19 protein-coding genes are annotated in these 23,284 nt (G+C 72.4%); 6 read left to right on the top strand and 13 right to left on the bottom strand.

Annotated features, from left to right (window positions below; all coding sequences use genetic code 11):
- The 8 genes from C1J00_RS15225 to C1J00_RS15190 all read right to left on the bottom strand — a co-directional run.
- A partial coding sequence (locus tag C1J00_RS15225; protein WP_146046193.1) for an AMP-binding protein occupies nucleotides 1-568 on the bottom strand: 568 nt, incomplete at its 3' end.
- The gene (locus C1J00_RS15220; protein WP_245936352.1) at nucleotides 565-2,418 is read right to left on the bottom strand and encodes a CoA transferase; all 1,854 of its coding nucleotides are present in this window, start codon (nucleotides 2,416-2,418) and stop codon (nucleotides 565-567) included. The genes C1J00_RS15220 and C1J00_RS15225, both read right to left, overlap by 4 nt.
- Nucleotides 2,415-3,332 (bottom strand): class I SAM-dependent methyltransferase, encoded by a 918-nt coding sequence (locus tag C1J00_RS15215; protein ID WP_102909614.1) that lies wholly within the window; start codon nucleotides 3,330-3,332, stop codon nucleotides 2,415-2,417. The genes C1J00_RS15220 and C1J00_RS15215 overlap by 4 nt, the downstream gene beginning before the upstream one ends.
- 197 nt (nucleotides 3,333-3,529) lie before the next feature.
- Nucleotides 3,530-5,113, bottom strand: a complete 1,584-nt coding sequence (locus C1J00_RS15210) for a class I adenylate-forming enzyme family protein (RefSeq protein ID WP_245936351.1) — start codon at nucleotides 5,111-5,113, stop codon at nucleotides 3,530-3,532.
- The gene (locus tag C1J00_RS15205; RefSeq protein WP_102909611.1) at nucleotides 5,100-6,470 is read right to left on the bottom strand and encodes a protoporphyrinogen/coproporphyrinogen oxidase; all 1,371 of its coding nucleotides are present in this window, start codon (nucleotides 6,468-6,470) and stop codon (nucleotides 5,100-5,102) included. Before C1J00_RS15205 ends, C1J00_RS15210 begins: the two co-directional genes overlap by 14 nt.
- A gap of 43 nt (nucleotides 6,471-6,513) precedes the next feature.
- Nucleotides 6,514-7,488, bottom strand: coding sequence for a UbiA family prenyltransferase (locus tag C1J00_RS15200; protein WP_102909610.1), 975 nt, complete (start codon nucleotides 7,486-7,488; stop codon nucleotides 6,514-6,516).
- A 145-nt stretch (nucleotides 7,489-7,633) separates the two neighbouring features.
- Nucleotides 7,634-8,776: a DegT/DnrJ/EryC1/StrS family aminotransferase gene (locus C1J00_RS15195; RefSeq protein WP_102909609.1), complete on the bottom strand. Its 1,143-nt coding sequence runs from the start codon at nucleotides 8,774-8,776 to the stop codon at nucleotides 7,634-7,636.
- Nucleotides 8,773-9,867, bottom strand: coding sequence for a DegT/DnrJ/EryC1/StrS family aminotransferase (locus C1J00_RS15190; protein ID WP_245936350.1), 1,095 nt, complete (start codon nucleotides 9,865-9,867; stop codon nucleotides 8,773-8,775). The genes C1J00_RS15195 and C1J00_RS15190 overlap by 4 nt, the downstream gene beginning before the upstream one ends.
- Nucleotides 9,868-10,223: 356 nt before the next feature.
- On the opposite strand from C1J00_RS15190, the gene C1J00_RS15185 reads away from it, so the two are divergent.
- The 6 genes from C1J00_RS15185 (at nucleotide 10,224) to C1J00_RS15160 (ending at nucleotide 16,158) form a co-directional block, all read left to right on the top strand.
- On the top strand, nucleotides 10,224-11,378 hold the full coding sequence (locus C1J00_RS15185) for a Gfo/Idh/MocA family protein (RefSeq protein ID WP_180989561.1): 1,155 nt from the start codon (nucleotides 10,224-10,226) through the stop codon (nucleotides 11,376-11,378).
- Between the two features lies 1 nt (nucleotide 11,379).
- Entirely contained in the window at nucleotides 11,380-12,285 is a 906-nt protein-coding gene (locus C1J00_RS15180) for a sugar phosphate isomerase/epimerase family protein (protein WP_102909607.1), read from the top strand.
- Nucleotides 12,282-13,574: a M20/M25/M40 family metallo-hydrolase gene (locus C1J00_RS15175; protein ID WP_102909606.1), complete on the top strand. Its 1,293-nt coding sequence runs from the start codon at nucleotides 12,282-12,284 to the stop codon at nucleotides 13,572-13,574. Before C1J00_RS15180 ends, C1J00_RS15175 begins: the two co-directional genes overlap by 4 nt.
- A 63-nt stretch (nucleotides 13,575-13,637) precedes the next feature.
- Nucleotides 13,638-14,768, top strand: a complete 1,131-nt coding sequence (locus tag C1J00_RS15170) for an Ldh family oxidoreductase (RefSeq protein WP_102909605.1) — start codon at nucleotides 13,638-13,640, stop codon at nucleotides 14,766-14,768.
- The gene (locus tag C1J00_RS15165; RefSeq protein WP_102909604.1) at nucleotides 14,765-15,715 is read left to right on the top strand and encodes a Gfo/Idh/MocA family protein; all 951 of its coding nucleotides are present in this window, start codon (nucleotides 14,765-14,767) and stop codon (nucleotides 15,713-15,715) included. Before C1J00_RS15170 ends, C1J00_RS15165 begins: the two co-directional genes overlap by 4 nt.
- Nucleotides 15,712-16,158 (top strand): DUF6917 domain-containing protein, encoded by a 447-nt coding sequence (locus C1J00_RS15160; RefSeq protein WP_102909603.1) that lies wholly within the window; start codon nucleotides 15,712-15,714, stop codon nucleotides 16,156-16,158. Before C1J00_RS15165 ends, C1J00_RS15160 begins: the two co-directional genes overlap by 4 nt.
- 111 nt (nucleotides 16,159-16,269) lie before the next feature.
- Here the strand turns inward: C1J00_RS15160 and C1J00_RS15155 are convergent, their stop codons facing one another.
- The 5 genes from C1J00_RS15155 to C1J00_RS15135 form a co-directional block, all read right to left on the bottom strand.
- Nucleotides 16,270-16,803 carry an EF-hand domain-containing protein gene (locus C1J00_RS15155; protein WP_102909602.1) on the bottom strand — a complete coding sequence of 178 codons (534 nt, stop codon included), beginning with the start codon at nucleotides 16,801-16,803 and terminating at the stop codon, nucleotides 16,270-16,272.
- 216 nt (nucleotides 16,804-17,019) lie between these two features.
- The gene (locus tag C1J00_RS15150; protein WP_102909601.1) at nucleotides 17,020-18,279 is read right to left on the bottom strand and encodes a nucleotide sugar dehydrogenase; all 1,260 of its coding nucleotides are present in this window, start codon (nucleotides 18,277-18,279) and stop codon (nucleotides 17,020-17,022) included.
- Nucleotides 18,280-18,329: 50 nt separating this feature from the next.
- Nucleotides 18,330-18,635 (bottom strand): hypothetical protein, encoded by a 306-nt coding sequence (locus C1J00_RS15145; RefSeq protein WP_102909600.1) that lies wholly within the window; start codon nucleotides 18,633-18,635, stop codon nucleotides 18,330-18,332.
- A gap of 232 nt (nucleotides 18,636-18,867) precedes the next feature.
- Nucleotides 18,868-21,804, bottom strand: coding sequence for a discoidin domain-containing protein (locus tag C1J00_RS15140; protein ID WP_102909599.1), 2,937 nt, complete (start codon nucleotides 21,802-21,804; stop codon nucleotides 18,868-18,870).
- Between the two features lie 92 nt (nucleotides 21,805-21,896).
- A partial coding sequence (locus C1J00_RS15135; RefSeq protein WP_102909598.1) for a glycoside hydrolase family 32 protein occupies nucleotides 21,897-23,284 on the bottom strand: 1,388 nt, incomplete at its 5' end.

The raw sequence follows: 23,284 nt of genomic DNA, 5'->3' as shown, positions 1-23,284 counted from the left end.
AGGGGGAGTGCAGTCCGTGCGTCCGTGCGTCGCCCGGGCCGGGGGTGAACACGGTGCGCAGGTACGGAAGATCCGCGACGGCCTGTGTCAGGCGGGCCGAGGCGAGGACGGCGCCCCGGGCCCGCGAGCGGGCGAGCAGCGCCCGGACGTCGCGGTCGTCGCCGCCCGGGGGGATCGGGAGGGCCACCGAGCCGATCGCGTAGACGGCGAGTTCCGCGGCCACGGCGTCGCGCCCGTTGGGCAGCAGGAGCGCCACCACGTCTCCGTCTCCCAGGTCCGCCTGGGCGAACAAGGCGGCGATCCGGCGGACTTCGGCGTCCAGCGCCGCGTAGGACAGCACTCCGGCGTCGTCCACCAGCGCCTGGCGGTCCGGGTGTTCATGGACCCGGCCGGTGAACAGTGCGTAGAGGTCGGTGTCGGGGCACAGGCCCCCCGTCACCCAGGCACGTCGTTGGGCGCGGGGCACCAGATCCGGGAAGGGCACGCCGGCGCGTGAGGTCCACACCGGCTGCCCGGCCCGGCTCGCGGACGCGGCGATACGGTGCCGGGTCTCGGGGGCGGCCGTCATGCGAACTCCCAGGGGGCGTACGGGCGTGCGTGGCCGGTGGACGGATCAGGTGGCGCGACGGCCGCCCGGAAGGCCGGGTCGCGGACCGGAGCCGTCAGGTCGGTGAGTACGGGGGTCGCGGTCAGACCGGCCTCGGCCAGCCGTGCCGTCCACTGTTCGGTGGTGCGGCGTGCGAAGCGGGCCGCGTGGTCGGCGGCGGTCGTGGGGCCGACACCGCCCAGCAGGCGGAGCACTGCCTCGGGGCACGCCCGGGCCTCGGGACCGAGGTACAGATGGCCGTCCGCCGTGCGCAGCGGCCGGTCCAGTGCCGTCCAGCAGGGCCGGTGTGCGGGACGGGGGACGAGAGCGGCGGCGGAGACCAGGGAGGAGTCGACGCGGCTGCCCCGGCCGGTTGCCTCCCGGGCAGCCAGCGCGGCCAGCACCCCCTGGGCGCACACCAGTCCGCCGAGCACGTCGGTGAGGGTCATCAGGGAGGGGGCCGGGGGCTGGTCGGCCGGTCGTACCGCCGCGGCGAGGCCGCTGTGCACCTGGGCGAGGTAGTCGGTGCCCAGGGGCGGCGGCCGGTCGCCGAAGGCGTCCCCGAAGCCGGATGCCCAGGCGTACACCAGGGCGGGGTGGCCGGGCAGCAGGTCGGTTGCGTCCAGGCCGAGCCGCGAGGCTTTCCCCGGGGCCCAGTTGTGCAGGAAGACGTCGGCCTCGGCGGCCAGCGCGCGGACAGTGTCGCGGCCCTGCGCGGCGGTGAGGTCGGCCTCGATCACCGGCTTGCCCGCGTTGAGAGCCGAGAACCGGGCCGAGCAGTCTCCCGCCAGCGGAGGGAGCCAGCGCATCGGGTCGCCGCCGGGCGGTTCGATCCGGACCACCTCGGCACCCAGCATCCGCAGGACGTGCCCGGCGAGCGGGCCCTGCACCCTGCGGGTGGACTCCACCACCCGCAAGCCCGTCAGCGGCAGGACGGCACCGGAGAGCGGGACGACCGGGCGTGTGCCGGGCAGGGCGGTGTCCGGGTGCGCCCGGGCCCCGGGAAAAGGTGCCGGTCCCGGAGTGAGACACCAGGCGGCCGGGCGGACGGCGGGGGCCGGGTCGGAGCCGACGGAGAGGAGGCTGACGCCGGTGTGGTGCGCGGCGGCCCGCAGCTCCGCCAGCGTGCGGCGGCGGGCGGCCCGGCGCAGCTCGTCCGGCAGCGGGCAGACGGCGGTGGCGAACCGCTGCTGGAACGGCAGCCAGCCACGGCCGGCGAGCGCGGGGACCACGCCGAGCCGGACCCAGAACTCCCGCCACGCCAGGGGGTCGAGGGTCTCGACCTCCACTCGGGCGTCGTCGGACGTCTCCAAGGTCGCCAGACCGCCCGTCGACGGCGCGTCCGGTCCGGCCGTCGCCGGCGCCGGCGTATCCGGCCCGTGCGGACCTGAGTTGTCGCGGGCCGGCCCGTGCGGACCTGAGTTGTCGCGGGCCGTCTCGGCGGCGAGGTACTGGCCGACCGCCAGAAGCGCCCCCTGTGCCACAGAGGTCCGCACCTCGCGCAGGTCCAGGCCGCGGGCCCGCGCGACACGGAGAGCGGTGGCGCCCTGGGCGGCGAGCACCCCCGCCACCACCGAGGCGTAGTCGACAGCCAGCGGGAGCGGCCCGCCCGTCGCCCGGCCGTGGACCTCCATGAGACCGCAGGCGGCCTGTACGGCGCGCTCGTCCGGCAGGTCCGCACCGACCGGCCCCGCCCATTCGACGGTGTACCGCGGCGTATCCCGGCCCGGGCCGCTCGTCTCCGGCAGGTCCCGCGCGGTGTGCCGCAGCAGCCGGCCGGCGATCGTGGCGGCGACGGCCGGCCGGGCCGCGGCGCGCAGGCGTGGCGTCACGATCGCCCCCGGCCGGGCCGGCGGCCCTGCACCGAGTACAGGACGCTGGATGCGGCGCGGAAGGACGGGTCCCGCATCAGCCGTCCCACGCTGTCCAGGTCCTCCTGGGTCATGCCCTGTTCCGTCAGCCGGTCCCGGAGGTTGCGGGTGTGGTTCAACTGAAGGCCGAGGCCGGGGTCCCGGGCGTGCCGTACGCCGATGTGGAGGTGGACGTCGATGGCGGTCAGTCCCGCCGCCCGCAATGCCGCCGGCACCTTGCGTCCCCACTGCGGATCGCCGCCCGCGGCGCGCAGCGCGGCTGTCTTGGCCCGCAGGAACCGGACGTAGAGCGCTTCGGCCTGCGCGTCCGGGGTCAGCAGCGGTGGCTCGTAGGAGGCGTCGAGCTCGTCGATCTGCAGCAGGCCGCCGGGTTTGAGAGCGCGTACCAGCTTGTGCAGGACGGCGTCCCGGGTGGGGAGGTGCTGCAGGACCAGGCGGGCCATCACCAGGTCGTAGGCCGCCTCCGGCAGCGGGTCGCGGGCCACGTCGAGGGCGGCGACCTCCAGGCGCGGGCCGGGTGCCAGGTCGCGCGGGTCGAGGTCGGTGGCGAGCACCGAGCCGCCCGGTGCCACCCGGCCCGCCAGCCAGCGCGCGATGCTGCCGCCGCCGGCGCCGACCTCCAGGCAGTGCCAGCCCGGGCCGACACCGGCGGCCGCCAGGCGGGGCAGGGTCACCGGATCGTAGGCGGCAGCCAGGCAGGAGTGCTGGTCGCGGCTGTGCGCGGTGCCGTTTCCGAAGACCGGGTCGGTGCCCTCCCGGGCGGGAGCGGGCTGGGGCACGGTGTGGATCCTCTCGTCGGAGCGCGGGCCGGGCAGGCCCGGTGTCGTCAGGTGCGGCCCGGCGGCCGACGCCGACGGGCTCGATGCCGTCGCCATGCACCCTGCGGGGCGGACGCGCACCCGGGCGGAAGGCCGGCGGTGCCACGGTGAGACTCCTCTCGCCGTAAAGCGGCCCGGGGCGCCGCCGTCGTCGGACAGGGGCCCTGGCAGGCCGGCGCCGTCGAACAGGGGCCCTGGCAGGCCGGCGCCGTCGGACATCCCGGACAGGCCGTCCTCGTCGGACGGCGGCCCGGTCACGTCCACCGGCCGGTGCCGGCGGGCGCCGCGCCGGTGAGTCGGCGTGCCAGGGCCGCGCGGCGGACCTTGCCGGTTCCGGTGCGGGGCACCTCGTCCCAGGTGAGGACGGTCGGGTCGCGCAGCGCGGGCAGTCCCTGCGTGGCCTGCTTCCAGGCGTCCGGGTCCAGCCGGCCGTCGGCGGTGACCACGACGGGCAGCGGATCGCCGTCCGGGGCGCCGAGGATCACGCATTCCAGGGCCTGCGTCAGTCGCTGCTCCAGTACGTCCTCGGTCCGCAGGCAGCTCATACTGGGCAGGGTGTCGGCGGCGCGGTCGAGGACGCTGACACTGCCGTCGCGGTGGTGCACGCCCATGTCGCCCGTGGACCACCAGTCGCCGACGCGTTTGGCGTCCCAGCGGTCCTGTTCACCGACGTATCCCAGGGCGAGGGCGGGGTTGCGGACGAGCAGCAGGCCGAGGCGGCCGCGCGGCACCGGGCGCAGCGTGTCCGGGTCCACCGCGCGCAGCCGGGTCCGGCCCGGCACGGGACGGCCGAGCCGGCGCGCCGTGGTCTCCGCGTCCGGGGCGAGCGCGGAGCGCCGCGTGTGGAAGCGGAAGGTCAGCGGTCCGGTCTCGGTCTGGCCCCAGCCCTGCATCCACAGCGGGCGGGCGCGGCGGCTGGCGGTCAGGTACGCGCGCAGGGCCGGCGGGTGCACGGCGTCGTAGGTGCTGATGTAGAGGCGGACACGCCGGAAGGGGTTGTCCAGCCGGGTGGTGAGCGGTCGCAGCCGGATGTAGGAGGCGGGCAGGGCCTCGACGACGGTGGGCGGGTGGGCCCGCAGGAGCGGGTCGGCGGCCTCCGGGTCGTCTCCGGTGAGGATCAGGATTTCGGCGGGCGCGAGGGACACGACGACGGCCGTCCAGCAGAAGGTGCGTCCGTGTCCGTAGGCGCTGGCGTTGGCCAGGACGTCGTCCGGGCGGATGCCGATGCCCGGATAGCGCACCGCTTCGAAGCGGGCCAGCTTGTGGACGAGTGTCCGCGTGGAGTGCACCACCAGCTTGGGCACGCCGGTCGTCCCCGAGGTGTGATGGATGACCAGCGGTTCGTCGTCGTGGCGCCGCACCGGTGCGCAGGGGCGGGACGCGTCCAGCGCGGCCAGGTGGACCGTGCCGGGCGCGGCGGAGTCGACGGTGACGACGATCGGGGCCGGTTCGCCGGCGGCGGTGTCCCGGCAACGGGCCAGCACCGCAGCGGTGGTGATCAGCGCGGCGGGCCGCAGCCGCTCCAGCAGGGTGACGAGGCTCGCGGTGTCGAGACGGGCGGACAGCAGCGCGGGTACGGCGCCGAGGCGGACCGCGGCGCAGGCGAGCAGGTCGTAGTCCCAGTGGTTGTCCTTCACGATCGCCACGCGGTCCCCGGGCCCGACCCCGGCGTCGGCGAGGCGGGCCGCGGTGGCGCGGACCAAGCCGGCGAGTTCCGTGACGGTCCACCGGGTGCCGGCGTGCGGGGCGATGTCGAAGGGCCGGTCCAGGTGGACCACGGTCCGGGCGCCGCCTGCCGCCGCCTCGTCGAACAGGGTGCCCATGTCATGCGGTCGCAACGGTCTCCTCCGATCGTTCGGGGTCGGCCGGGGTGTTCCGTCCGAGCCTGCTCAGGACGCGGGACGCGGCCAGCGCGCCCGCCCGCACGGCTCCTTCGGAGGCTGGCCGCAGCGTGAGCCAGTCGCCGGCGTACTCCACGGCGCGCGCCGGCCGGGACAGGAAGCCGGCGCGTTCCCGCAGGGCTTGGGGTGTGGCCTCCGGCAGGCCGTGGCGGAAGGCGTGCACGAGACGGTGGCGGCAGGCGTCGCCGATGCCCGGGACATAGCGTTCCGCCGCGCGGACCAGGAGGTCGGCGGCCTCGTCGGGAGGGGCGTCCAGCAGCGCGCGGACTCGGCGTGGAGCGGCCACGAGGGTGACCAGGCCCCGGCCGGCGGGGGCCCGGCCGGGGTCCTTCGCGTGGTCGACGACGACGCCGGAGAGCACGTCCTCCTCGGCGGCCGGGGTGAGCAGGATGTGCACCGGCCGCCGGGCCGCCGGTGCGAGAGGGCGCTCCAGCAGGCAGCTGACCTTCAGCATGGGCGTAAAGGTGCAGGAGGTGAGGAAGGGCTGCTCGTCGGCGGGAGCGTCCGGACGGAGGGCCACCGCGACGGGCGCCGGTACGGCGAGCACGGCGGACCGCGCGGTGACCTGCCCGTCGTCGAAGCGCAGTACGGCGTGCCCGCCCGCGTCGGTGACCTCGCGTACGGGCCGGGCGGTGACGACCTCGGCGTCGGCGGCCAGGCGGCGGGCCAGGAAGTCCATGCCGTCGCGGTAGGTGCGCCAGGCGGCGGGGGAACCGGCCTCCAGCAGCAGGCTGACCATGGGGGCGGCCGTCGACCGGGCGGTGTCCCAGCCGAAGAAGCAGCCGGCGACCGGCTGGAAGAGGTAGTCGTGCACGTCGCGGTGGTAGCGGGCGGCCATCTCCCGCACGGTGGCGGCGCCCAGCGGGCTGGTTTCGGGACGGTCACCGTCGAACGCGGCGCGGCGGCGGCCGGTCCAGGCGGAGAAGGCGGCCAGGTCGAGCCGTGCCCGGGGGGACAGGCCCGCTCCGGTGACCACGGCCGTGCTCTCGCCGACGCCCAGGTGGGGCCGTCCGCCGCGCCAGACGGCGACCGCTCCGCCGACCAGGGGCACGTCCGCGGGAGTGACGCGCAGCCGTCGCAGCAGCTCCCAGGTCGCGCGGTAGCCGCGGGACGGGACCTGCTCGGCGCCCGTGTCCACCGTCCAGCCCTCCTGGCGGATGCTGCGCATCCGGCCGCCGACGTCCGGCAGTTGCTCGTACACCCGGACGGCCAGCCCGGCGCGGCGCAGTTCGTGGGCGGCGGTCAGGCCGGCGATGCCCGCGCCGACGACGGCGACATCGAGTTCGGGCTTCATGCGGCGGCTCCCGTTCCGACGACGGCGACATCGAGTTCGGGCTTCATCGGGCGGCTCCCGTTCCGACGACGACGTTGGCCACGGTCATCAGCACCACGCTCAGCCGGTGCACCGCGAAGCCCGTCCGGCGGGCGGTCATGATGTCGCCGCGGACGAACCCGGTCAGGTACTGACGGGCTCGCAGCGCGGTCGCCGGCAGCATCAACAGCACGAACCACCAGGGGGCCACCCCGGCGACCGAGGCGACCGCGCCGATGAGGAACTCGGCGACCGACAGGGCTCCGATGAAGACGGCGTTGCCCCGCTCCGAGACCAGGGCGGCCACGGTCGGTCGGCCCACGGCCCGGTCGCCGGCCACGTCGTTGGTGTTGGAGTAGACGCCGAACATCAGCGGCCCGAACCCGAACAGCACCGCCTGCACCATCAGGAATCCGGAGAAGCCCCCCGTCACCAGGCCGTAGGGAACGATCACCAGCACGGCGCCGAGGGCGACCAGGAACACCTCCTGGAAGCCGTGGTAACTGATCTTCAGCCCGTACGAGTACTGCAGCGACACCACGAACAGCGCGCCCGCCGTCCCCAGCGCCCACAGCGGGTGGTGCGGCGCGAGCGCGGCGGCGCCCGCCCAGAGCACCGCCCCGGCCGCCGCGCAGGCCCAGGCGAAACGCAGCGCCTGGGGCACCGTCAGTGCCCCGGCGACCAGGGGCTTGCGTGCCTTGCTGCGCAGCGGGTTGTCGGGGCCGTAGTTGGCGAGGTCGCTGCCGTCCCGGAACCCGGTGACGTCGTCCAGGGCAACCATCGCCATGAGGACCGCTACCTCGCCGGCCAGGAACACCGCCATCACCAGTGCCTGCCGGGCGGTGAAGGCGCCGGCCGGGAACAGCGCGGCGGTCAGGGCGAGGAAGATGCCGAGGTAGTAGTCGTACACGTCCAGCTTGCCGAGCCGCGCGTAGGCGCGCAGCCGACTGTGGCCGTGTGCGGTCGCGGCCGGACGACCGGCCGCGATGCTGTCCGTCATGGATGACCTCTTGAGGGGGTGTCTGCGTCCGAAGGGGGGTGCCGCTCGCCCGGGCAGCGCGATGGGCGAGGCGGTCGGTCTGGGCCAAGCGGTGTCGGAGGCGGCCGGTCGCCGGTCGCCGGTGTCCGCGGCGGGCGGTCGCCGGTCAGCCGCGCTCGGTGGCGAAGGCGCACACGAGGTCGGCGACGTGCTCGACCTGTGCGTCGGTCAGCAAGTGGTGCACCGGAAGGGCGAGATGGCGGCGGGCAGCCTGCTCGGCGCGCGGCCAGCGGGCACCGGGCGACGCGTAGGGGGCGAAGGCACGGTGGGCGGGCAGGGGGCACGGATAGTAGACGTGTGTGGCCACCCCCCGCCCGGCCAGGTGGGCTTCGAGGGCCTCCCGGTCCTCGGCCAGGACCGTGTACACGTAGAAGCACCGGCCGTCCCCGCCGGGCGGCGGCGGGACCACACCGCGGCCGGCCAGCGGCGTGAAGCGCTCGGTGTAGTACGCGGCGATCTCCGCCCGTCGCGCCAGTCGCGCCGGGAAACCGGGGTAGCGGTACGTCTGGAAGGCGGCCTGGATCTCGTCGAAGCGGCTGTTGAGCCCGACGGTGTGGTGGACGAACCGGCGACCGGCGTACTGGCCGTGGTTGCGCAGCATCCGCACTTTCTCGCCCAGTGCCGGGTCCCGGGTGACGACCACGCCGCCCTCGCCGGGCATGCCGCAGGTCTTGACCTGTACGAAGGAGTAGAGCCCCGCGTCGCCCCACAGTCCGGCCGGGACACCCCGCAGCACGCCGCCCTGGGCGACCGCCGAGTCCTCCAGCAGGCGCAGTCCGTGCCGTCGGGCCAGTTCGGCGAAGCGTGGCATGTCGGCCATGACGGAGAACATGTGGGCCGGCATCACCGCCTTGGTCCGCTCGGTGACGAGGTGCTCCGCCTCGTCGGGGTCCATGGTCATGGTGTCCGGCCGGATGTCGGCGAAGACCGGTGTGGCCCCGCAGCCGGCCACCGAGGCGGCCAGGGGCGCGCAGCCGAACGCCGGCACGATCACCTCGTCACCGGCGCCTACGTCCATGGCCCGCAGCACCAGCGAGAGCGCCGACGTACCGCTGGAGCAGGCGACCACGTCGGCGGCCCCCAGGTCCTCGCGCAGCAGGTCCTCGAAGGCGGCGGTGCGCCTGCCCAGGATGAACCGCTGCTCCGGGTCGAGGCCCACCTCGCGGACCAGCCCGATCAGTGCGGGGCGGTCGGCTTCGAAGAGGGCGGGAGGGAAGAACGGGACGGCGGGAGTCAGCGATGCGGTCATGCGGTCGTCCTCGTTCCGGCGAGGAAGGAGCGGATGGTGTCGCAGACGCGGTCCAGGTCGTCGGATCCGAGATCGGGGTGGAAGGGCAGGGCGACGGCGCGCCGGGCCGCCGCCTCGGCGTGGGGGAACTCGCCCTGCCGGTGCCCCAGGTGCGCGAAAGCGGGCTGGTGGGGCAGCGGCACCGGATAGTAGACCTCCGTGCCGATGGCGTGCCGGGCGAGGTGGTCGACGAGGGCGTCCCGGTGCTCGGTCTCGATCAGGTAGACGTAGTACACGTCGCGGTCGTCCGGTGGTCCGGCGGTGGTCCGGGGCAGGCGGACGATCCCCGGCACGTCCCGCAGCCGGGCGGTGTACGCGTCCGCCAGTTCGGCCCGGCGTGCGATGTGCTCCTCCAGCAGGGACAGTTTGGTGAGCAGGACGGCCGCCTGGATGTCGTCCATCTTGCTGTTCGCGCCGGGCAGGGCGCTTTCGGTGGAGATGGCCGGGAAGTTGTTCAGCGTGCGGCCCGTCCTGCCGTGGTGGCGCAGCGCCGCGACGGTGGCCGCCACCTCCGGGTCGTCGGTGAGCACGGCTCCCGCGTCGCCGAGCGCGCCGAGCGTCTTGGAGGGGAAGAAGGACAGGACGCCACCGGCCCCGTGCAGGCCCGCGTGCACTCCGTGCCGGCGCATGCCGATCGCTTCGGCGCTGTCCTCGACGACGGTCAGGTTGTGCTGCCGGGCGACGGTGGTGACGGCCGTCATGTCGGCCATCGTGTGGAACAGATGCACCGGCATCACGAACCGGCTGCGCGCAGTGACGGCCGCCTTCAGCGCCGCGGGGTCGATCGCGTACGTCTTCGGATCGATGTCGACGAACTGCGGTGTCCCGCCCGCCAGTACGACGGCCGAGGCGGTGGCGAAGAACGAGTACGCCGGCACCAGGACACCGTCGCCGGGGCGCAGTCCGCAGGCGCGCAGCAGCAGCACCAGCGCGTCGGTGCCGCTGTTGACGCCGATCACATGCCGGGCGCCTGTGTAGTCCGCGAGCGCCGCCTCGAGCTGTCCGACCTGTTTTCCGTGGGAGAACTTGCCGCTGTGGAAAACGTCGTCCAACGCCTTTTCGATAGACGGCCACAGTCGTTCGAAAGTCGCGGCCTGAGAGAAGAAGGGAATTCGATCGGGCGTTCTCGGCGCAGACGGTAATGCACCCTCGGAGCGCGCCGAAATCTGTCCACTGGAAGGCAATCTCTCACCTGTCTCCGTCGTGTCAGTGGAATGCCCACGCTAATCGGACTTCCGGTCGACGGAGAAAGGAAAGGATCATCTTCACACGTTCTGGGGAATGGCGTTCCGGATGCCTTGACCATTTCCGCTCGCGGCCGCAACAGTGGTGCGGCGCACCGGAGTTGTGCGCGGCTCAGCGCATTTCGCACGCCCGTTTCCTTCCCGCTCTCCTCTCAGGAGGCCCTGTGCTGCAGCCCCTCGTGGTCGGGCTCGGCCGGTCCGGATCAGGACTGCATCTGCACACGCTCGGCGGTCTGGCCCGGCGGACCGCGGCCACGGGACATCCGCTCGTCGCGCTGCCCGCGGTCGGCTGCGACCCGCGCGCCGACAGTCTGCGGCTCCTGGGCGCGCCCGGCGAGGTCACGGCTGTCACCACGCTGGAACAGGCCCTGCGGTACGTGGACCCCGCCACCGCGGTGGTCCACGTGTGCACACCGCCCCGGTTGCGTTACGACCTCCTCGCGGAGCTGGCCGGACACGGCTTCCGCCGCATGATCGTGGAGAAACCACTCGCCGCGTCCATGGACGAACTCGACGCCCTGATCCGGCTGCGCCAGGACGCCGGGCTCGATCTCGTGACCGTCACCCACTGGATCACCTCCCGGCTCGCCGGCCGGTTACGCCGGCTGGTGAGCGGCGGACTGCTCGGCTCCCTGCGCCGTATCATCGTCGACCAGCACAAGCCCCGCTTCCTGCGGTCCCTGGCGACCGACGGGCATCCGTCCGCCCTGGACGTGGAGATCCCCCACTCCCTGGCGCTCGCGCTCGATCTGGCCGGACCGGCCGAACTCCGGGCCGCGCGCTGCTGGGACCTGCGCTGCGGGGACCGCGGACTGCCCCTGCTGGGCGGCGCGCACGTCGAACTGGAGCACCGTTCGGGCGTGGTGACGCTGCTGCGCTCCGACCTCGGCGCACCCCTCCGGCAACGCAGCGTCGTCTGCGAGTTCGACGGCGGGACGGCCACGGCCCACTTCCCCCTCAGCGAGGACGACGACCACGCGCAGCTGGTCGTCGCCCCCTTCGACCGCGGTACGGCTGCCCCGCCGACCGGAGTCCTCGACGCGGACGGAGTGCCCGGGATCGGCCGCCACACCCTCGACGCGGACGGAGTGCCCGGGATCGGCCACGACACCCTCGACACGGACGGAATGCCCGGGATCGGACACCATGTCTTCCGGGACGACGCCCTGACCGCCTTCCTGGACGACGCCTACCGCGGCTTCTCCTCCGGCGCCGCGGGCGCCGGGAACTTCCCGCTCGCCTGCGCGACCACGCGGCTGCTGTGCGCGGCCCGGGAACACTGCGCCGTCACACCGCACGCCGGCGCCGGGAGCCGCTGACATGTCACGGCACGGCGCCGCCGGATCCGGCGTCCGGGGGTTCGGGCAGCTCACCGGCATCGGCGACGAGGCGGCACCCGGCACCGACGGGCAACTGGCAGCGCTGCGAAGGCTCGGCTGGAACACCATCGAACTGCGCACGGTCGACGGCACAGCTCTCGCCGACCTCTCCGTGGCGGCCTTCGGCACGCTGGCCCGGCGGCTCGCGGACGAAGGCGTCACCGTGACCGCCGTCGCCTCCCGGATCGGCAACTGGTCCCGTCCCATCACCGGCCGCCTCGGCCAGGACCTGGCGGAACTCGACGTCCTGGCCGAGCGCTGCGCCACCCTCCGCTGCCGTCTGGTGCGGATCATGTCGTACCCCAACGACGGTCTGACGCAGACCGATTGGGCCGACCGCGTCCTGGCCCGCACCGCCGTCCTGGCGGACCGTGCCGAGCGCGCGGGCCTGGTACTGGCGCACGAGAACTGCGCGGGCTGGGCCGGGGACCGGGCCGACCGCGCGCTACGACTGGTGCGCGCCGTGGACAGCCCCGCCCTGCGACTGCTGTTCGACACCGGCAACGGCGTCCCGTACGGCTACCGCGCCCCGGACATGCTCCGCGACCTCGCCCCGTACGTCGTCCACGTGCACATCAAGGACGCCGTCCGCACGCCGGACGGCGGCACCGCCTACACCCTGCCCGGCGCGGGCGAGGCCGGGGTTGCGGAATGCCTGGAGTTGCTGGCCGCCCACGGCTACACCGGAGCACTGTCCCTCGAACCCCATCTCGCGGTTCGCCCCCACGAGGGGCTGGCCCTGGCCGGTGAGGACGCCGCCGACCTGTTCGTCCGGGCCGGCCAGGCGCTCGCCGGGCTGCTGGGCGCCGGACAGCCGGTCACCGGCCCCCTGGACGGCCCGGTGTGAGCGACTTCTTCACCGGCCGGCACCGAGAGTTGCTGCTCGACCTGCTGCGCCTGCCGAGCGTCAACCCCCTGGAGGCCGGCCCGGACGATCCGCCGTCCCGGCTGCCCGAGATCCTCCGGCGGTACGCGACGGCCGCCGCCGAAGCGGGATTCAGCACCCTCCGCCTCGCCGGTCCGCCCGCCGCCTGCCTGGACCGCCCGGGCGTACCGTCCACGGTCCGCGCCGCCGCCCGCGATCCGCGCTTCCTCGCGGACCAGCCCAGCCTGCTGCTGCGGCTGGGACCCGAGCGTCCCCGTGCGCACACCGTGATGTTCAACGTCCACCTGGACACCGTCGCCGGGCACACCCCGCCCGCCTTCGACGGCGTGCGGTTCACCGGCCGGGGCGCGGTCGACGCCAAGGGACCCGCCGTGGCCCTGCTCGCCGGGCTGCGGGCCGCCGCGTCCCACCCCGCCGTCGGACGGGACGTCACCGTCCTGCTCCAGGCCGTCGCCGGGGAGGAGGGCGGCGCCCTGGGCACCTACGGCACCCGCCCGCTGCTGGAAGCCGGGCACCACGGCCGCCTCAACGTGTTCTGCGAGCCGACCGGGCTGCGCGCGCTGCCCCGGGCCACCGCCGCGATGACCGCGCGCATCACCGTCGCGGGCCAGGACGCGGTGGACGACCACCCGGACGCCGGACACAACGCCACCGTGCTGCTGGGATTCCTGGCCCAGCACCTCGCCGCCCGCCTGGACGGGGCAGTACCCGGCACGCGGGTGTGCGTCGCCGGACTGCACACCGGACGTACGCACAACCGCGTCCACGGCACCGGCACGCTGCTGCTGAACCTGTCGTACCGCCGCACCGCCGACGGCGACCGCCTGAAGACCGAGGTCGCCCGGCACGTCGTCGACGGCCTGCACCGCTTCACCGAACTCTTCGCCCCTACCCGCGAGTTCGCGCGTACAGCGCGGGAGGCGGCACGGATCACCCGGCTCGGCTGGGACAAGGAGGGCCTGCCCGCCCTGGACGACTCCGACCCGTGGGCCGAGGAACTCCTGGCCCGCGCGGGAGCCCGGGCGGCGGCCGGCGACCCCGGCTTCACCTGCGACGCCATCTGGGCGGCCGGTCTGGACGACGCCTTCACCACCGTCCTCGGACCCGGCTGTCTCGCCGCCAACCGCGCCCACGCGCCCGGTGAGTTCGTCGACCTCGCCGACCTCGAGGAGTTCGCCGGCGTGGTCCGCCGGCTCGTCACGTTCTTCGCCGAGGCGCTGCCTGCGGCGTCGGCGCAGCGACCTCCGTAGCGCACCACACCCCCAGCCGGACGACCTGCGAAGACAACTGGCCCGCCCCGTAAGGAATCCCGTATGACGGCACCCACCGCCCCGCGAGCGGCGGTCGAGCACACGACCGTCCTCGTCGACCACGCGGAGCTGCACGCCTCGCTCACCGGCCTCTTCACCGGCCACGGCATCCCTGACGCGCGGGCCCGGCTCGCCGCGGACGCGCTGTGTCACGGCGATCTGACCGGGCTCGACTCGCACGGCGTGTTCAACCTCACCCGGCTCTACCTGCCATTGCTGGAGTCCGGCCGTTGCGACCCCCGCGCCGAGCCGGAGGCCCTCACCGACCTGGGCGCCTGCGCGGTCGTCGACGCTCGACGCGCCCTGGGCCTGTGGGCCGCGGCCGAGGCCATGGACGACGCCGTGGCACGGGCCGGCCGGCACGGGGTCGGGCTGGTGTCGGTGCGCGGGGCGACCCACTTCGGGTGCGCCGGCTTCCACGCCGTGCGTGCCGCGCACGCCGGGATGATCGGTGTGGTCGCGAGCAACTGCGGCGGCCAGCGCATCGCACGGCCCCCGGGCGGCGCGGTGGCGATGCTCGGCACCAACCCGCTGAGCGTCGCCGCGCCGGCCCTCGACGGGTACCCGTTCCTGCTGGACATGAGCACCACCGTCGCGCCCAGCGGGCGGGTCCGCGTCGCCGCCCGCCGCGGCACCCCGGCGCCCGACGGCTGGCTGGAGGACGCCGCGGGCGCCCCGGTGACCGACCCGTCCGCCTTCGACCGCGGCGAGGCCTTCCTGCGCTGGCTGGGCGGCACGGCCGAGGCCGGCGTCCACAAGGGCTACGGGCTGGGCATCGCCGTCGAACTGCTGGCCGCCGTGGTGTCCGGCGCGGCCGTGGGGCCCGCGCCCGCCGCGCTGGAAGGGGACGGCCGGCCGCACGGCAGCGACGACGGCATCGGCTTCTTCCTCCTCGCGATCTCCCCGGAGGTGCTGCGCCCCGGCGCCGACGTGGCCGCCACGACCCGGTCCCTGTTCGGCACCCTCGTCGACTGCCCACCGGTGCCCGGCGGCGAGCCGGTGCGCTACCCGGGCTGGCGGGAGGCGGAACTCGCCGCCGAGCGCCGCCGCCACGGCATCCCCCTGCCCCCTCACCTCCACGCGGAGCTGACCGCCCTCGGTCTCCTCGGCGGTCCCGGGAGGAGCCCGCGATGACGGCGCCCTTGCGGCTCGGCGTCGTAGGTCTCGGCGCCATCTCCCCCTACTACCTGGCCGCCGCGGAACGGCTGCCCGAGTGGCGGCTGGCCGCCGTGTGCGACGCCCGCGCCGAGGCCTTGGAGCAGTTCCCCGGCCCGGTGGCACGCTTCAGCGACCACCGCACGCTGCTGGACCGGGCACGACCGGACGCCCTCGTCGTGGCCGTGCCCAACGATGTCCATCTGCCCCTGTGCCGGGACGCCCTGGCCGCCGGCGTCCCCGTCTGCGTCGAGAAGCCCCTCGCCCTGACCGCTGCCGAGGCGTCCTTGCTGGTGGAGCTGGCGCGGCACTACGGGGTCCCGCTGATGACGGCGTTCCACCGCCGCTACAACGACGCCGTCCGCGCACTGGCGCGCCGGACGACGGGCCGGGAGATCCGCTCCGTCCGGGTGCGCTACCTGGAACGCATCGAGGAGCATCTCGGCGGCGAGGACTGGTACCTGGACCCGGCCCGCTGCGGCGGCGGCTGTGTGGCGGACAACGGCCCCAACGCCCTCGACCTGGTGCGGCTGCTGCTCGGTGAACTCGCCGTCGGCCACTGCGACATCGACCGCGACGGCTCCGGCGTCGACCGTCGGGCGGTGATCAGCCTGCGGGGCCGTACGGGAACCACGGCCTCGGTCGAGCTGGACTGGTCGTACCCGGGAGAACTCAAGGACATCGAGGTGGAGCTGGCCGGCGGAGAGGTGATGCACGCCGACATGCTGGCCGGACACACCGGCTTCAAGGCGTCGCTGTGGCACGAGTACGAGGCGGTCCTCACCGAGTTCGCCGCGCTCGTACGTCCCGGTGCTCCGGCCGGCCCGGGGGCACACGGCGGCCTGGCCGCGCTGGAACTGGTGGAGGCGGCCTACCGCTGTGCCCGGCCCGCGTCGGATGCGACGGCAGCGGAGGCGGGCCGGTGAATCGGGCAGAGGACGGCCCGAAGCGCGTGGTGCGTGGATCACTGGTCAAGGTGCTCGTGCACCGCCGCACGGACCGCGGCATGCGGCTGGAGGAGCACGCGGCACGCTGCGTACGCCGGGGCGAGGTGCACGAACTGGTCACCACCGACCAGTGGGACCCGCGCCCGGGCGCCCGGATCGACCGGGTGGGTTTCCTGGGCTTCGCCGAGCTGTCGTGCGGCGGTGTGATCGACCGGGGTGACCTGGTGCGGATCGGGGACACGGCGGTCGGCACGGTGCTCGGCTTCGACGCCTGCCACCTGCCGAACCACTACAACATCCTGATCCACGCGGCGCGTCCGGTCAGCGGCAGGGACCTGGACCTGCGGCCGGAGAACGCCGTCACCTTCGTCCAGGGCCGGTCCGGGGACCACGGCACGGTTCTCGCGTCGCCCGACACCTGAAGGGCATCCGTCGCGCACCGGATGGCGCCGGCCCGGTGAACGGGCGGCGCCATCCGTGGCCGTGGAACCCGGGTGGTCGCCCACCCGGGTCACAGCTGCCGCTCGGACAGGTCAGCCGAGCAGCTCGACCTCCAGGCGGCCGAAGTGGAAGTCACGGACCGTCTGGAGCAGTTCGTCCTCGGACAGCCTTCCGTCGCCGTTCCTGTCCACCGTCTGGAAGATCTCCCCGGCCTGGGAGGCCGGCACGCCGACCGCGGACAGCCAGGCCTGGAACTCACGGGCGTCGATCTCGCCGTCGTGGTTGTCGTCGCACAGGCGGACCAACGCCTTCACGATGGGAGAGAGCGCGCGGTTGAAGCTCGCCTCACCCTCCTTGAACAGCAACTCCCCCGTGGCGGCGAGGAACTGCTCCCGGCTGATGGCGCCACCAGCCGTGACGCCGGCCTTCTGGGCCAGGTGCTGGTACAGCCCCTGGAACGCGCTGTGGAGCTCCTGCACCTCCGGGGAGTCGGCGTTCTTGCCGAGGTTCTGGGCGATCCGGGCTGCCTCGCCCTGGAAGTCGCTCGCCTCCAGGACGCCGTTGCCGTCGGTGTCCCACTTCTCGAAGCGCTTCACCAGGCGGTCGTTGGCGACAGCGGTGCTCATATGTCTGTCCTTCTTTCGGACGGAGTCCGATGGTGTCGGTGGTGTCGGTGGTGTCGGTGGTGCGGCTTGTTCCGGGTGGATGACGGACTACGGCACCTGGGCAGGGCCGCGACCGCGCAGGGCGGTACCGCTGCGCGGGCTCTGGGGCCGGCGAACGCCGGCAGGAGGAGACGCCGGCTGGGGCCGGCGCGAGGGGGTCAGAGAAGCGCGAGGGGGTCAGAGAAGGGTGACCTGGCTGCCCACGGCCTGGCCGCGGGTGTCGAGCAGGGCACAGCGAGCCTGGCCCAGTGCTTCCCTGGCGTAGCAGGCGTGTTCCTGCAACAGGATCGCCACATCGGCCTGGGCCATGGCTTCCTGGAGGTTCTCGGCGCGCGGCACAGACCGGCCGCCGACCGTGAACTCGGCTATGTACGGGTCGTGGTAGGACACCTCGGCACCGGCGGCGAGCAGCCCTGCCGCCACCGGGTGCGCCGGCGTCTCCCGGACGTCGGCCACATCCGCTTTGTAGGTGATTCCGAGGAGCAGGACCCGTGCGCCCTCAGGGCGGCCCCTGACCTCGGTGAGCAGGGCCAGCGCCCGGTCCACGACATGGTTCGGCATACGGCCGACGACCTCGTGTGCGGCGGCCAGCGTGCGGAAGGCGAAGCCCTGGGATGCGGCCCGCGCGGTGAGATAGCGGGGGTCGACGGGAATGCAGTGCCCGCCGACGCCGGGTCCGGGCCTGAAGGGTGCGAAGCCGAACGGCTTGGTCGCGGCGCAGTGCAGCACGTCCCAGACGTCGATACCGGTCTCGTGGCAGAAGAGTGCCATTTCGTCGACCAGGGCCATGTTGACGTACCGGTAGGTGTTCTCGAGGAGCTTGGCCATCTCCGCCTCCCGCGTGCCACGGGCGAGGACGAGGTGGTCCACGAACCGGGAGTAGAACGCGACGGCGTACTTGGCGCACAGAGCGCTGCAACCGCTCACGATCTTCGGCGTGTTGCCGATGGACCACGTCTCGTTGCCGGGGTCGATCCGCTGCGGCGAATACGCCAGGTGGAAGTCCTCGCCCGCCCGCAGCCCGCTGCCGTGCTCCAGCAGCGGCCGCAAGACGTCCTCCGTGGTGCCGGGATAGCTGGTGGACTCCAGGACGACGAGCATGCCGGGGCGCAGCCGGGCGGCGACGACCCGGGCTGCGCCCTCGACCGCGGACAGGTCGGGTAAGCCCTCCGGTGTGAGCCCGGTCGGCACACAGATCACCACGGTCTGCGCGCCGTCCAGGACCGCTGGGTCGGTCGTGGCACGAAAGCCCGCGTCCAGCATGACCGCGACCTCGGCGTCGAGGACGCCGCCGACATGCGAGCGGCCTGCGGCGAGTCCGGACACCACCCTTCCGGACACGTCGTACCCCGCGGTCGCCAGACCGGCCGAGACCGCGGCTCTGGAGAGCGGCAGTCCGACATGCCCCAGCCCGATGACGACGAGATCCATGGCCATGTCCGTACGTTCTCCTGAGGGTGTGGGGAGGGAACGGGAACAGCGGTGGCTCAGGCGGAGAAACTGCCGCTGCCGGGCGCCACGTGCGAGCCGTATCCGGGCTCGACGGTGAGGCCGGGGGTCAGACAGAACGGGTCGGCGTAGACGGTGACCGGACGATCGGTGTGGTTCGTCAGCACATGCGCGTCGGGCGGAAGCTTCTGGCACCCGTGCGGATCGTGATAGACCGACAGTGGCGTCACTTCCGTGGCGAACACCACGACATCCCCCTGCTCCGCCGCGGCAGCGGTGCCGGCGGCGCTCGCCGCGAGCAGCGCACCGGCAGCGGCGAACATGAAGGCAGGGGCGAAGCGCATGAATTGGTCCTTTCGGCAGGGTGTTGTCGAAATGATTCTTTTCGGTAGATGCATCCGCTAAGCGCCACCCCACCCTGGTGCGCCCGAACCAGTGACACGGTCAAGTGGAGTTGACGCACGGTCGGCGATCCGCGCACCCCGTCGGTATCCGACGCGCAGGGGGCCGGGCACCGGTTGGGCCGGAGCGGCGCCCCTCGGCGAGGCGTGCCACTCCGGCCCTGAAAGCCCGAGGTCAGTTGTAGACGTTGAATTCCGCGACTGACCACCAACTACGCGCGACATTTTCGGTGTTGACGACCTTGATATAGCGAGCTGTCTGCGTGGGGAAGGACATCAGGTGGACTCGTTGGCCGTCCGCTGCGGAAGAAACCTTGGTGTAGTCGCTTCCATCCGTGGACACGTATACGTCCGCGCTCCGCGCATAGTCGCTGACGCTTCCGCCGACATCCAACACAATCCTGTTGAAGGTCTGCGTCTGCCCCATGTCCACTTGGATCCAGAGGCCGTCGTACTGCCCTGTTCCGGAGCTGTACCGAGTGTCGGAACTGCCATCGAGCATGTTTCCGGGCGCATCCCCCTGAGTGGCGTCCGAAGCCTTTGCGGTCCAGCCCGTCCGCGGCAGCGCAGAACCGAGGTCTATGACGTCGAACGAAGATCCACCTGCGTCCACCCCGCTGGTTCCCTTCACGGAAACCGTGACCTTCCCCGCCGGAAGCCCCGCCGGAACGTAGGCACTGATGCTCGTGTCCGACCAGGTGTCTATTTCGGCATAGCTTGATCCGAAGTACACCGTGCCCAGCCCTTGGGCGTCACCGAAACCAGCACCGCGAATCGTGAACTTGGAGCGTGGCATTCCTCGTTCCGGCTTCAGTTCGCTGAACTTCGGCGATGGGAAGCTCGACAGCTTCTTGGTGGTGAACATCGCCGAGGTGCCGCTCGGCAGCATATAGGTGTACGAGCCGTCGGCGGATATCTTGAAACTCTTGCCGTTGGCGGTCCCGTTGAACACGACGGTGACCTGCGACCCTTCCTTGCTGGTCCAGGTCTTCAGCTGGAGGCCGTTCGATACCGCTGCCGGAGCTGCGATCGAGCCGGCTCCACGCGCGGACCCGTACACCTCGATGTCGCCGATGGCCCACCAGAAACCGGATACCGCAGTACTGACGATGCGAATGTACTGTGCCGTCCGGGTCGGCAACGTGACGGCTATTTTGCCGATGCCGCCGCTGCCGCTCGCAATCGCGCTGCCCCAATCGACTCCGTCGTCCGAAACGTATATCTGATACTTGGTGACGTAGTCGAACGAATTGTTCACGCCGGTATCGAAGACGAGCTTGTTGAAGCTCGTGGGGCTCCCCAGGTCGATCTGGAACCAGTCGCCGCTCGTCGGCCCGTGCCCGAGACTCCACCTGGTGTCGATGTCGCCGTCGATCGCGTTCGCGGCCACACCCCAGTCCGGCTGCGCGGAAGCCTTGGCCGTCCACTTGCCACGGCTCAGTGCCCTTCCTGTCGTCTGGACGGCAGCTCCGATCGGAAGGGAGTACGTGACCAGTTTGTTTCCGGTACGGATGGAATTCTGGTAAGGCAGCAGTTCCGGGTCGTACGTGACAGTGACCGGACCGGATGCCGATTTGAACATGAAGTCATGTGTCGGGTCCGAGACCTTGGTCGCCGCGGGGGTACGGCCGCTCTGCGCAGGCCCGGAGTACGTGAACGTGACGGCGTCGCCGGCGTCAAGGGTGTAGTCGAACGAGTGCGTCCCGTCCGCGACACTGAAGGTCTTCGCGGCACTGCCCGAGTTGTGGGCGATCAGAACCTTCGATCCGTCCGGGTTCTGGAACGCGACGTTCTCTATGCTGCCTTCCCCGAGCGTGTTCGAGTAGATCCGGCGCGCTCCGGGCTTGACGAACCGGCTTGCGTGGGCGAGGGCGTGGTAGTCCACGTTGTAGGTCACCCGTCCGTCGGCCGGGTCGATCGTGAGCAAGCCGCGCAGCATGGGTATACCGGCCGTGTCGCTGTTGAGCGGGCCCCGATCGGGGTCGAGTGCGATGTTCCACAGCATCACCCCGTTCGCCCAGTTGCGCGTGCCGTTGATGATCCACGTACCCAGTGCTTCACTGAACGCCGTCCGGTCGCTGTCCTGCCAAACGCCTCCGGTGGCCTCCGTGATGAACGTTTCCTTGCCCGGGTAGTCGTTGTGGACCAGCGTCTGGGAGTTCGGGTTGCCGCTGTAGATGTGCCACCCGGTTCCCGCGGTGTACTTGGAGGCGGCGGGGTCGCTGAAAATCGTCTCCGGATACGAGGGCACGTCCCAGTTGTGGTCCCACGCCAGGATCTTCGTGGAGATTCCGTCGGCCTCGAACGCCTTGCCGATCTCCTGGATCAGCTCGGCTTCCTGGTACGCGGACAGGAACATGCCGGGCCAGGTGGGCGTACCCATGGGTTCGTTCTGCGGGGAGATGTAGGAGATGGGCACGCCGGCTTCGCCATAGGCCTGGATGAACTTGACGAAGTAGTCGGCGAGCGCGGAAGTGTACTCGCTCTTGAGGGTGCCTCCGATCATGGAGTCGGAGGTCTTCATCCAGCCTGGTGGGCTCCACGGGTTGGCCATGATCTTGATGGACGGGTTGAGTGAGAGGGCCTGCCGCAAGGCCGGAACGATGTACGGCAGGTCATGCCGGATGGAGAAGTTGGACAGCGTCGGGTCCGTCTGCCCCGCGGGCATGTCGTCGTAGGAGTAGTTCCCGGACGCGTTGAAATCCGTGGCGGCCATCGGAGAACGGAGCAGGCTGAGGCCGATTCCCTTCGAGGGATCGAACAGCTTCTTCATCAGCTTGGTCCGCTCGGCAGGGGACAGCTTGTCGATGAGCCAGGCGGAGGAGTCGGTCATGGCCGCGCCGAAGCCTTCGACCTTCTGGTACTTGACGCCGTCGTCGACCTTGATCGTCAGCGGGTTGGCGGTTTTCCTCGCCTTGAACAGCACATCGTCCTGACCGGCGACCCACTTGTCGGCCGATACGTCCGTCAGCCACACACGGACGGAATTGTCACGTGAGGCTTGCTTCTGCTGCGGGGCGGCGATGGCATTCCCGGAAACCTGGGTCCAGGCGGCGGCGACACCGACTGCGGTGGCCAGGAACTGGCGTCGTCCGAGACCGTATGACCTCATGGAAGATCCTCCTTCGGACCTGCTTGTTCAGTACTGGGGCGAGTGGGTGGGACACATTGCCGAGGTGGGGGATCGACCGGTCGGTGTCGGTTCTACGGCGACGCCGGCGCCGGCTCTGCGGCGTCGGTGCTCGGTTCCTTGATCACGAGCGGGTGCAGTTCCCAGGCGTCGACCGCGTAACCGAGGCGTGTCCCCGGTGCGGTGCGGGCCTGCAGTCGCCACGGGCTCTGCCCTGTCGGGTAGAAGCGCAGGGTGAGGACCTGTCCGGTGGTGGTCAGGAAGACTTCGGCGATGGAGTGGTCGACGACCACGCGCAGGTCGACGGGCCGGCCGGCTGGGCAGGGCATCCGGTAGGAGCCGCCGCGGGCCCGGGTGTCCAGTGAGGCGTGTTCGCGGTCGACGACCAGTTCGCCGGCGTCGGTGTCGAGGTGGATGTCGAGGTACTCGGAGCCGTCCGGGGTCGTGAGGAGCCGCAGACCGGCGTGTCCGGCCGGCTCCAGACGGGCCGTGAGGTCGAAGGCGCAGCCCACACTGCCGAGTTCCGTCGGCTGCGGACCGTGCGTCCGGCCTGCGGCGTGGATGGTGTGTTCGCCGCGCAGGGCAAGCAGTTCGGCGGCGGGTTGCTGGCGCAGTGTTCCGTCGTCGTCGACCTGGATCTCACGGGGCAGGGTGAGGAGGCCGGCCCATCCGCCGGCGACGGCCCAGGCTTCGTCGCGGGCTTCCCATGACCAGCCCCACAGCAGCCACCGGTTGCCCGGTGCACGCAGCAGGGCGGGTGCGTAGCAGTCGGGGCCGTGGTCGACGGGTGCCGGTGGGCCGGCCTTGAAGTGGCCGTCGTGCTCTTCGCCGGTCAGGGCTGCGAGGTGCTGCGGGCCGGTGGGTTCGGTCCACGCGCTGAGGATGAGGGCGCCGCGTCCGTCGGCCGACGGAAGGTACTGGGGGCATTCCCAGCCCTCTCCGGTGAGCAGTCCGGTGCCACCGATGGGCTCCGGACGGCGGGCCGCGAAAGGCCCCCGGTAGGTCCAGTTCTCCAGGTCGGGCGAGTCGTAGAGAAGGGCGGCGGCGCGGCCGTCCGCGAGGGCGGCGCCGACCAGCATCCGCCAGCCGTCTCCGTCCTGCCAGACGTACGGGTCGCGGTACATGGTGCAGCCCTCGGGCAGCTCGGGGATGAGCAGGTCGCCCCGCGGGCGGAAGCTGTTGCCGCCGTCGTGGGAGACGGCACAGGTGACGGGCTGGTGTTGGAACGAGCGGTCCTCGCGGTGCGCGGAGTAGAAGGCGACCAGCCGGTCGCCGTCGGAGACGGCGTTGCCGGAGAAGCAGCCGTCGACGTCCTCGCCGTCGGGGGTCGGGGCGAGGGCGATCGGCAGCGGCTCCCAGGTCAGCAGGTCGGGGCTGCGGAAGTGGCCCCAGTGCATGTTCGCGTGGGTCGCTCCGGACGGGTTGTACTGGTAGCACACGTGGTAGTGGCCGTCGTGGAAGA

This window comes from Streptomyces cahuitamycinicus (assembly GCF_002891435.1).
Classification (GTDB): Bacteria; Actinomycetota; Actinomycetes; order Streptomycetales; family Streptomycetaceae; genus Streptomyces; species Streptomyces cahuitamycinicus.
This window is presented reverse-complemented; position numbering and strand designations above follow the sequence as displayed.

What these genes read in the sequence shown, in the direction of transcription:
- C1J00_RS15215 (WP_102909614.1), bottom strand. Translation starts at nt 3,332, where the DNA reads ATGGCGACGGCATCGAGCCCGTCGGCGTCGGCCGCCGGGCCGCACCTG.
- C1J00_RS15205 (WP_102909611.1), bottom strand. Translation starts at nt 6,470, where the DNA reads ATGAAGCCCGAACTCGATGTCGCCGTCGTCGGCGCGGGCATCGCCGGC.
- C1J00_RS15200 (WP_102909610.1), bottom strand. Translation starts at nt 7,488, where the DNA reads ATGACGGACAGCATCGCGGCCGGTCGTCCGGCCGCGACCGCACACGGC.
- C1J00_RS15195 (WP_102909609.1), bottom strand. Translation starts at nt 8,776, where the DNA reads ATGACCGCATCGCTGACTCCCGCCGTCCCGTTCTTCCCTCCCGCCCTC.
- C1J00_RS15180 (WP_102909607.1), top strand. Translation starts at nt 11,380, where the DNA reads ATGTCACGGCACGGCGCCGCCGGATCCGGCGTCCGGGGGTTCGGGCAG.
- C1J00_RS15170 (WP_102909605.1), top strand. Translation starts at nt 13,638, where the DNA reads ATGACGGCACCCACCGCCCCGCGAGCGGCGGTCGAGCACACGACCGTC.
- C1J00_RS15165 (WP_102909604.1), top strand. Translation starts at nt 14,765, where the DNA reads ATGACGGCGCCCTTGCGGCTCGGCGTCGTAGGTCTCGGCGCCATCTCC.
- C1J00_RS15155 (WP_102909602.1), bottom strand. Translation starts at nt 16,803, where the DNA reads ATGAGCACCGCTGTCGCCAACGACCGCCTGGTGAAGCGCTTCGAGAAG.
- C1J00_RS15150 (WP_102909601.1), bottom strand. Translation starts at nt 18,279, where the DNA reads ATGGCCATGGATCTCGTCGTCATCGGGCTGGGGCATGTCGGACTGCCG.
- C1J00_RS15145 (WP_102909600.1), bottom strand. Translation starts at nt 18,635, where the DNA reads ATGCGCTTCGCCCCTGCCTTCATGTTCGCCGCTGCCGGTGCGCTGCTC.
- C1J00_RS15140 (WP_102909599.1), bottom strand. Translation starts at nt 21,804, where the DNA reads ATGAGGTCATACGGTCTCGGACGACGCCAGTTCCTGGCCACCGCAGTC.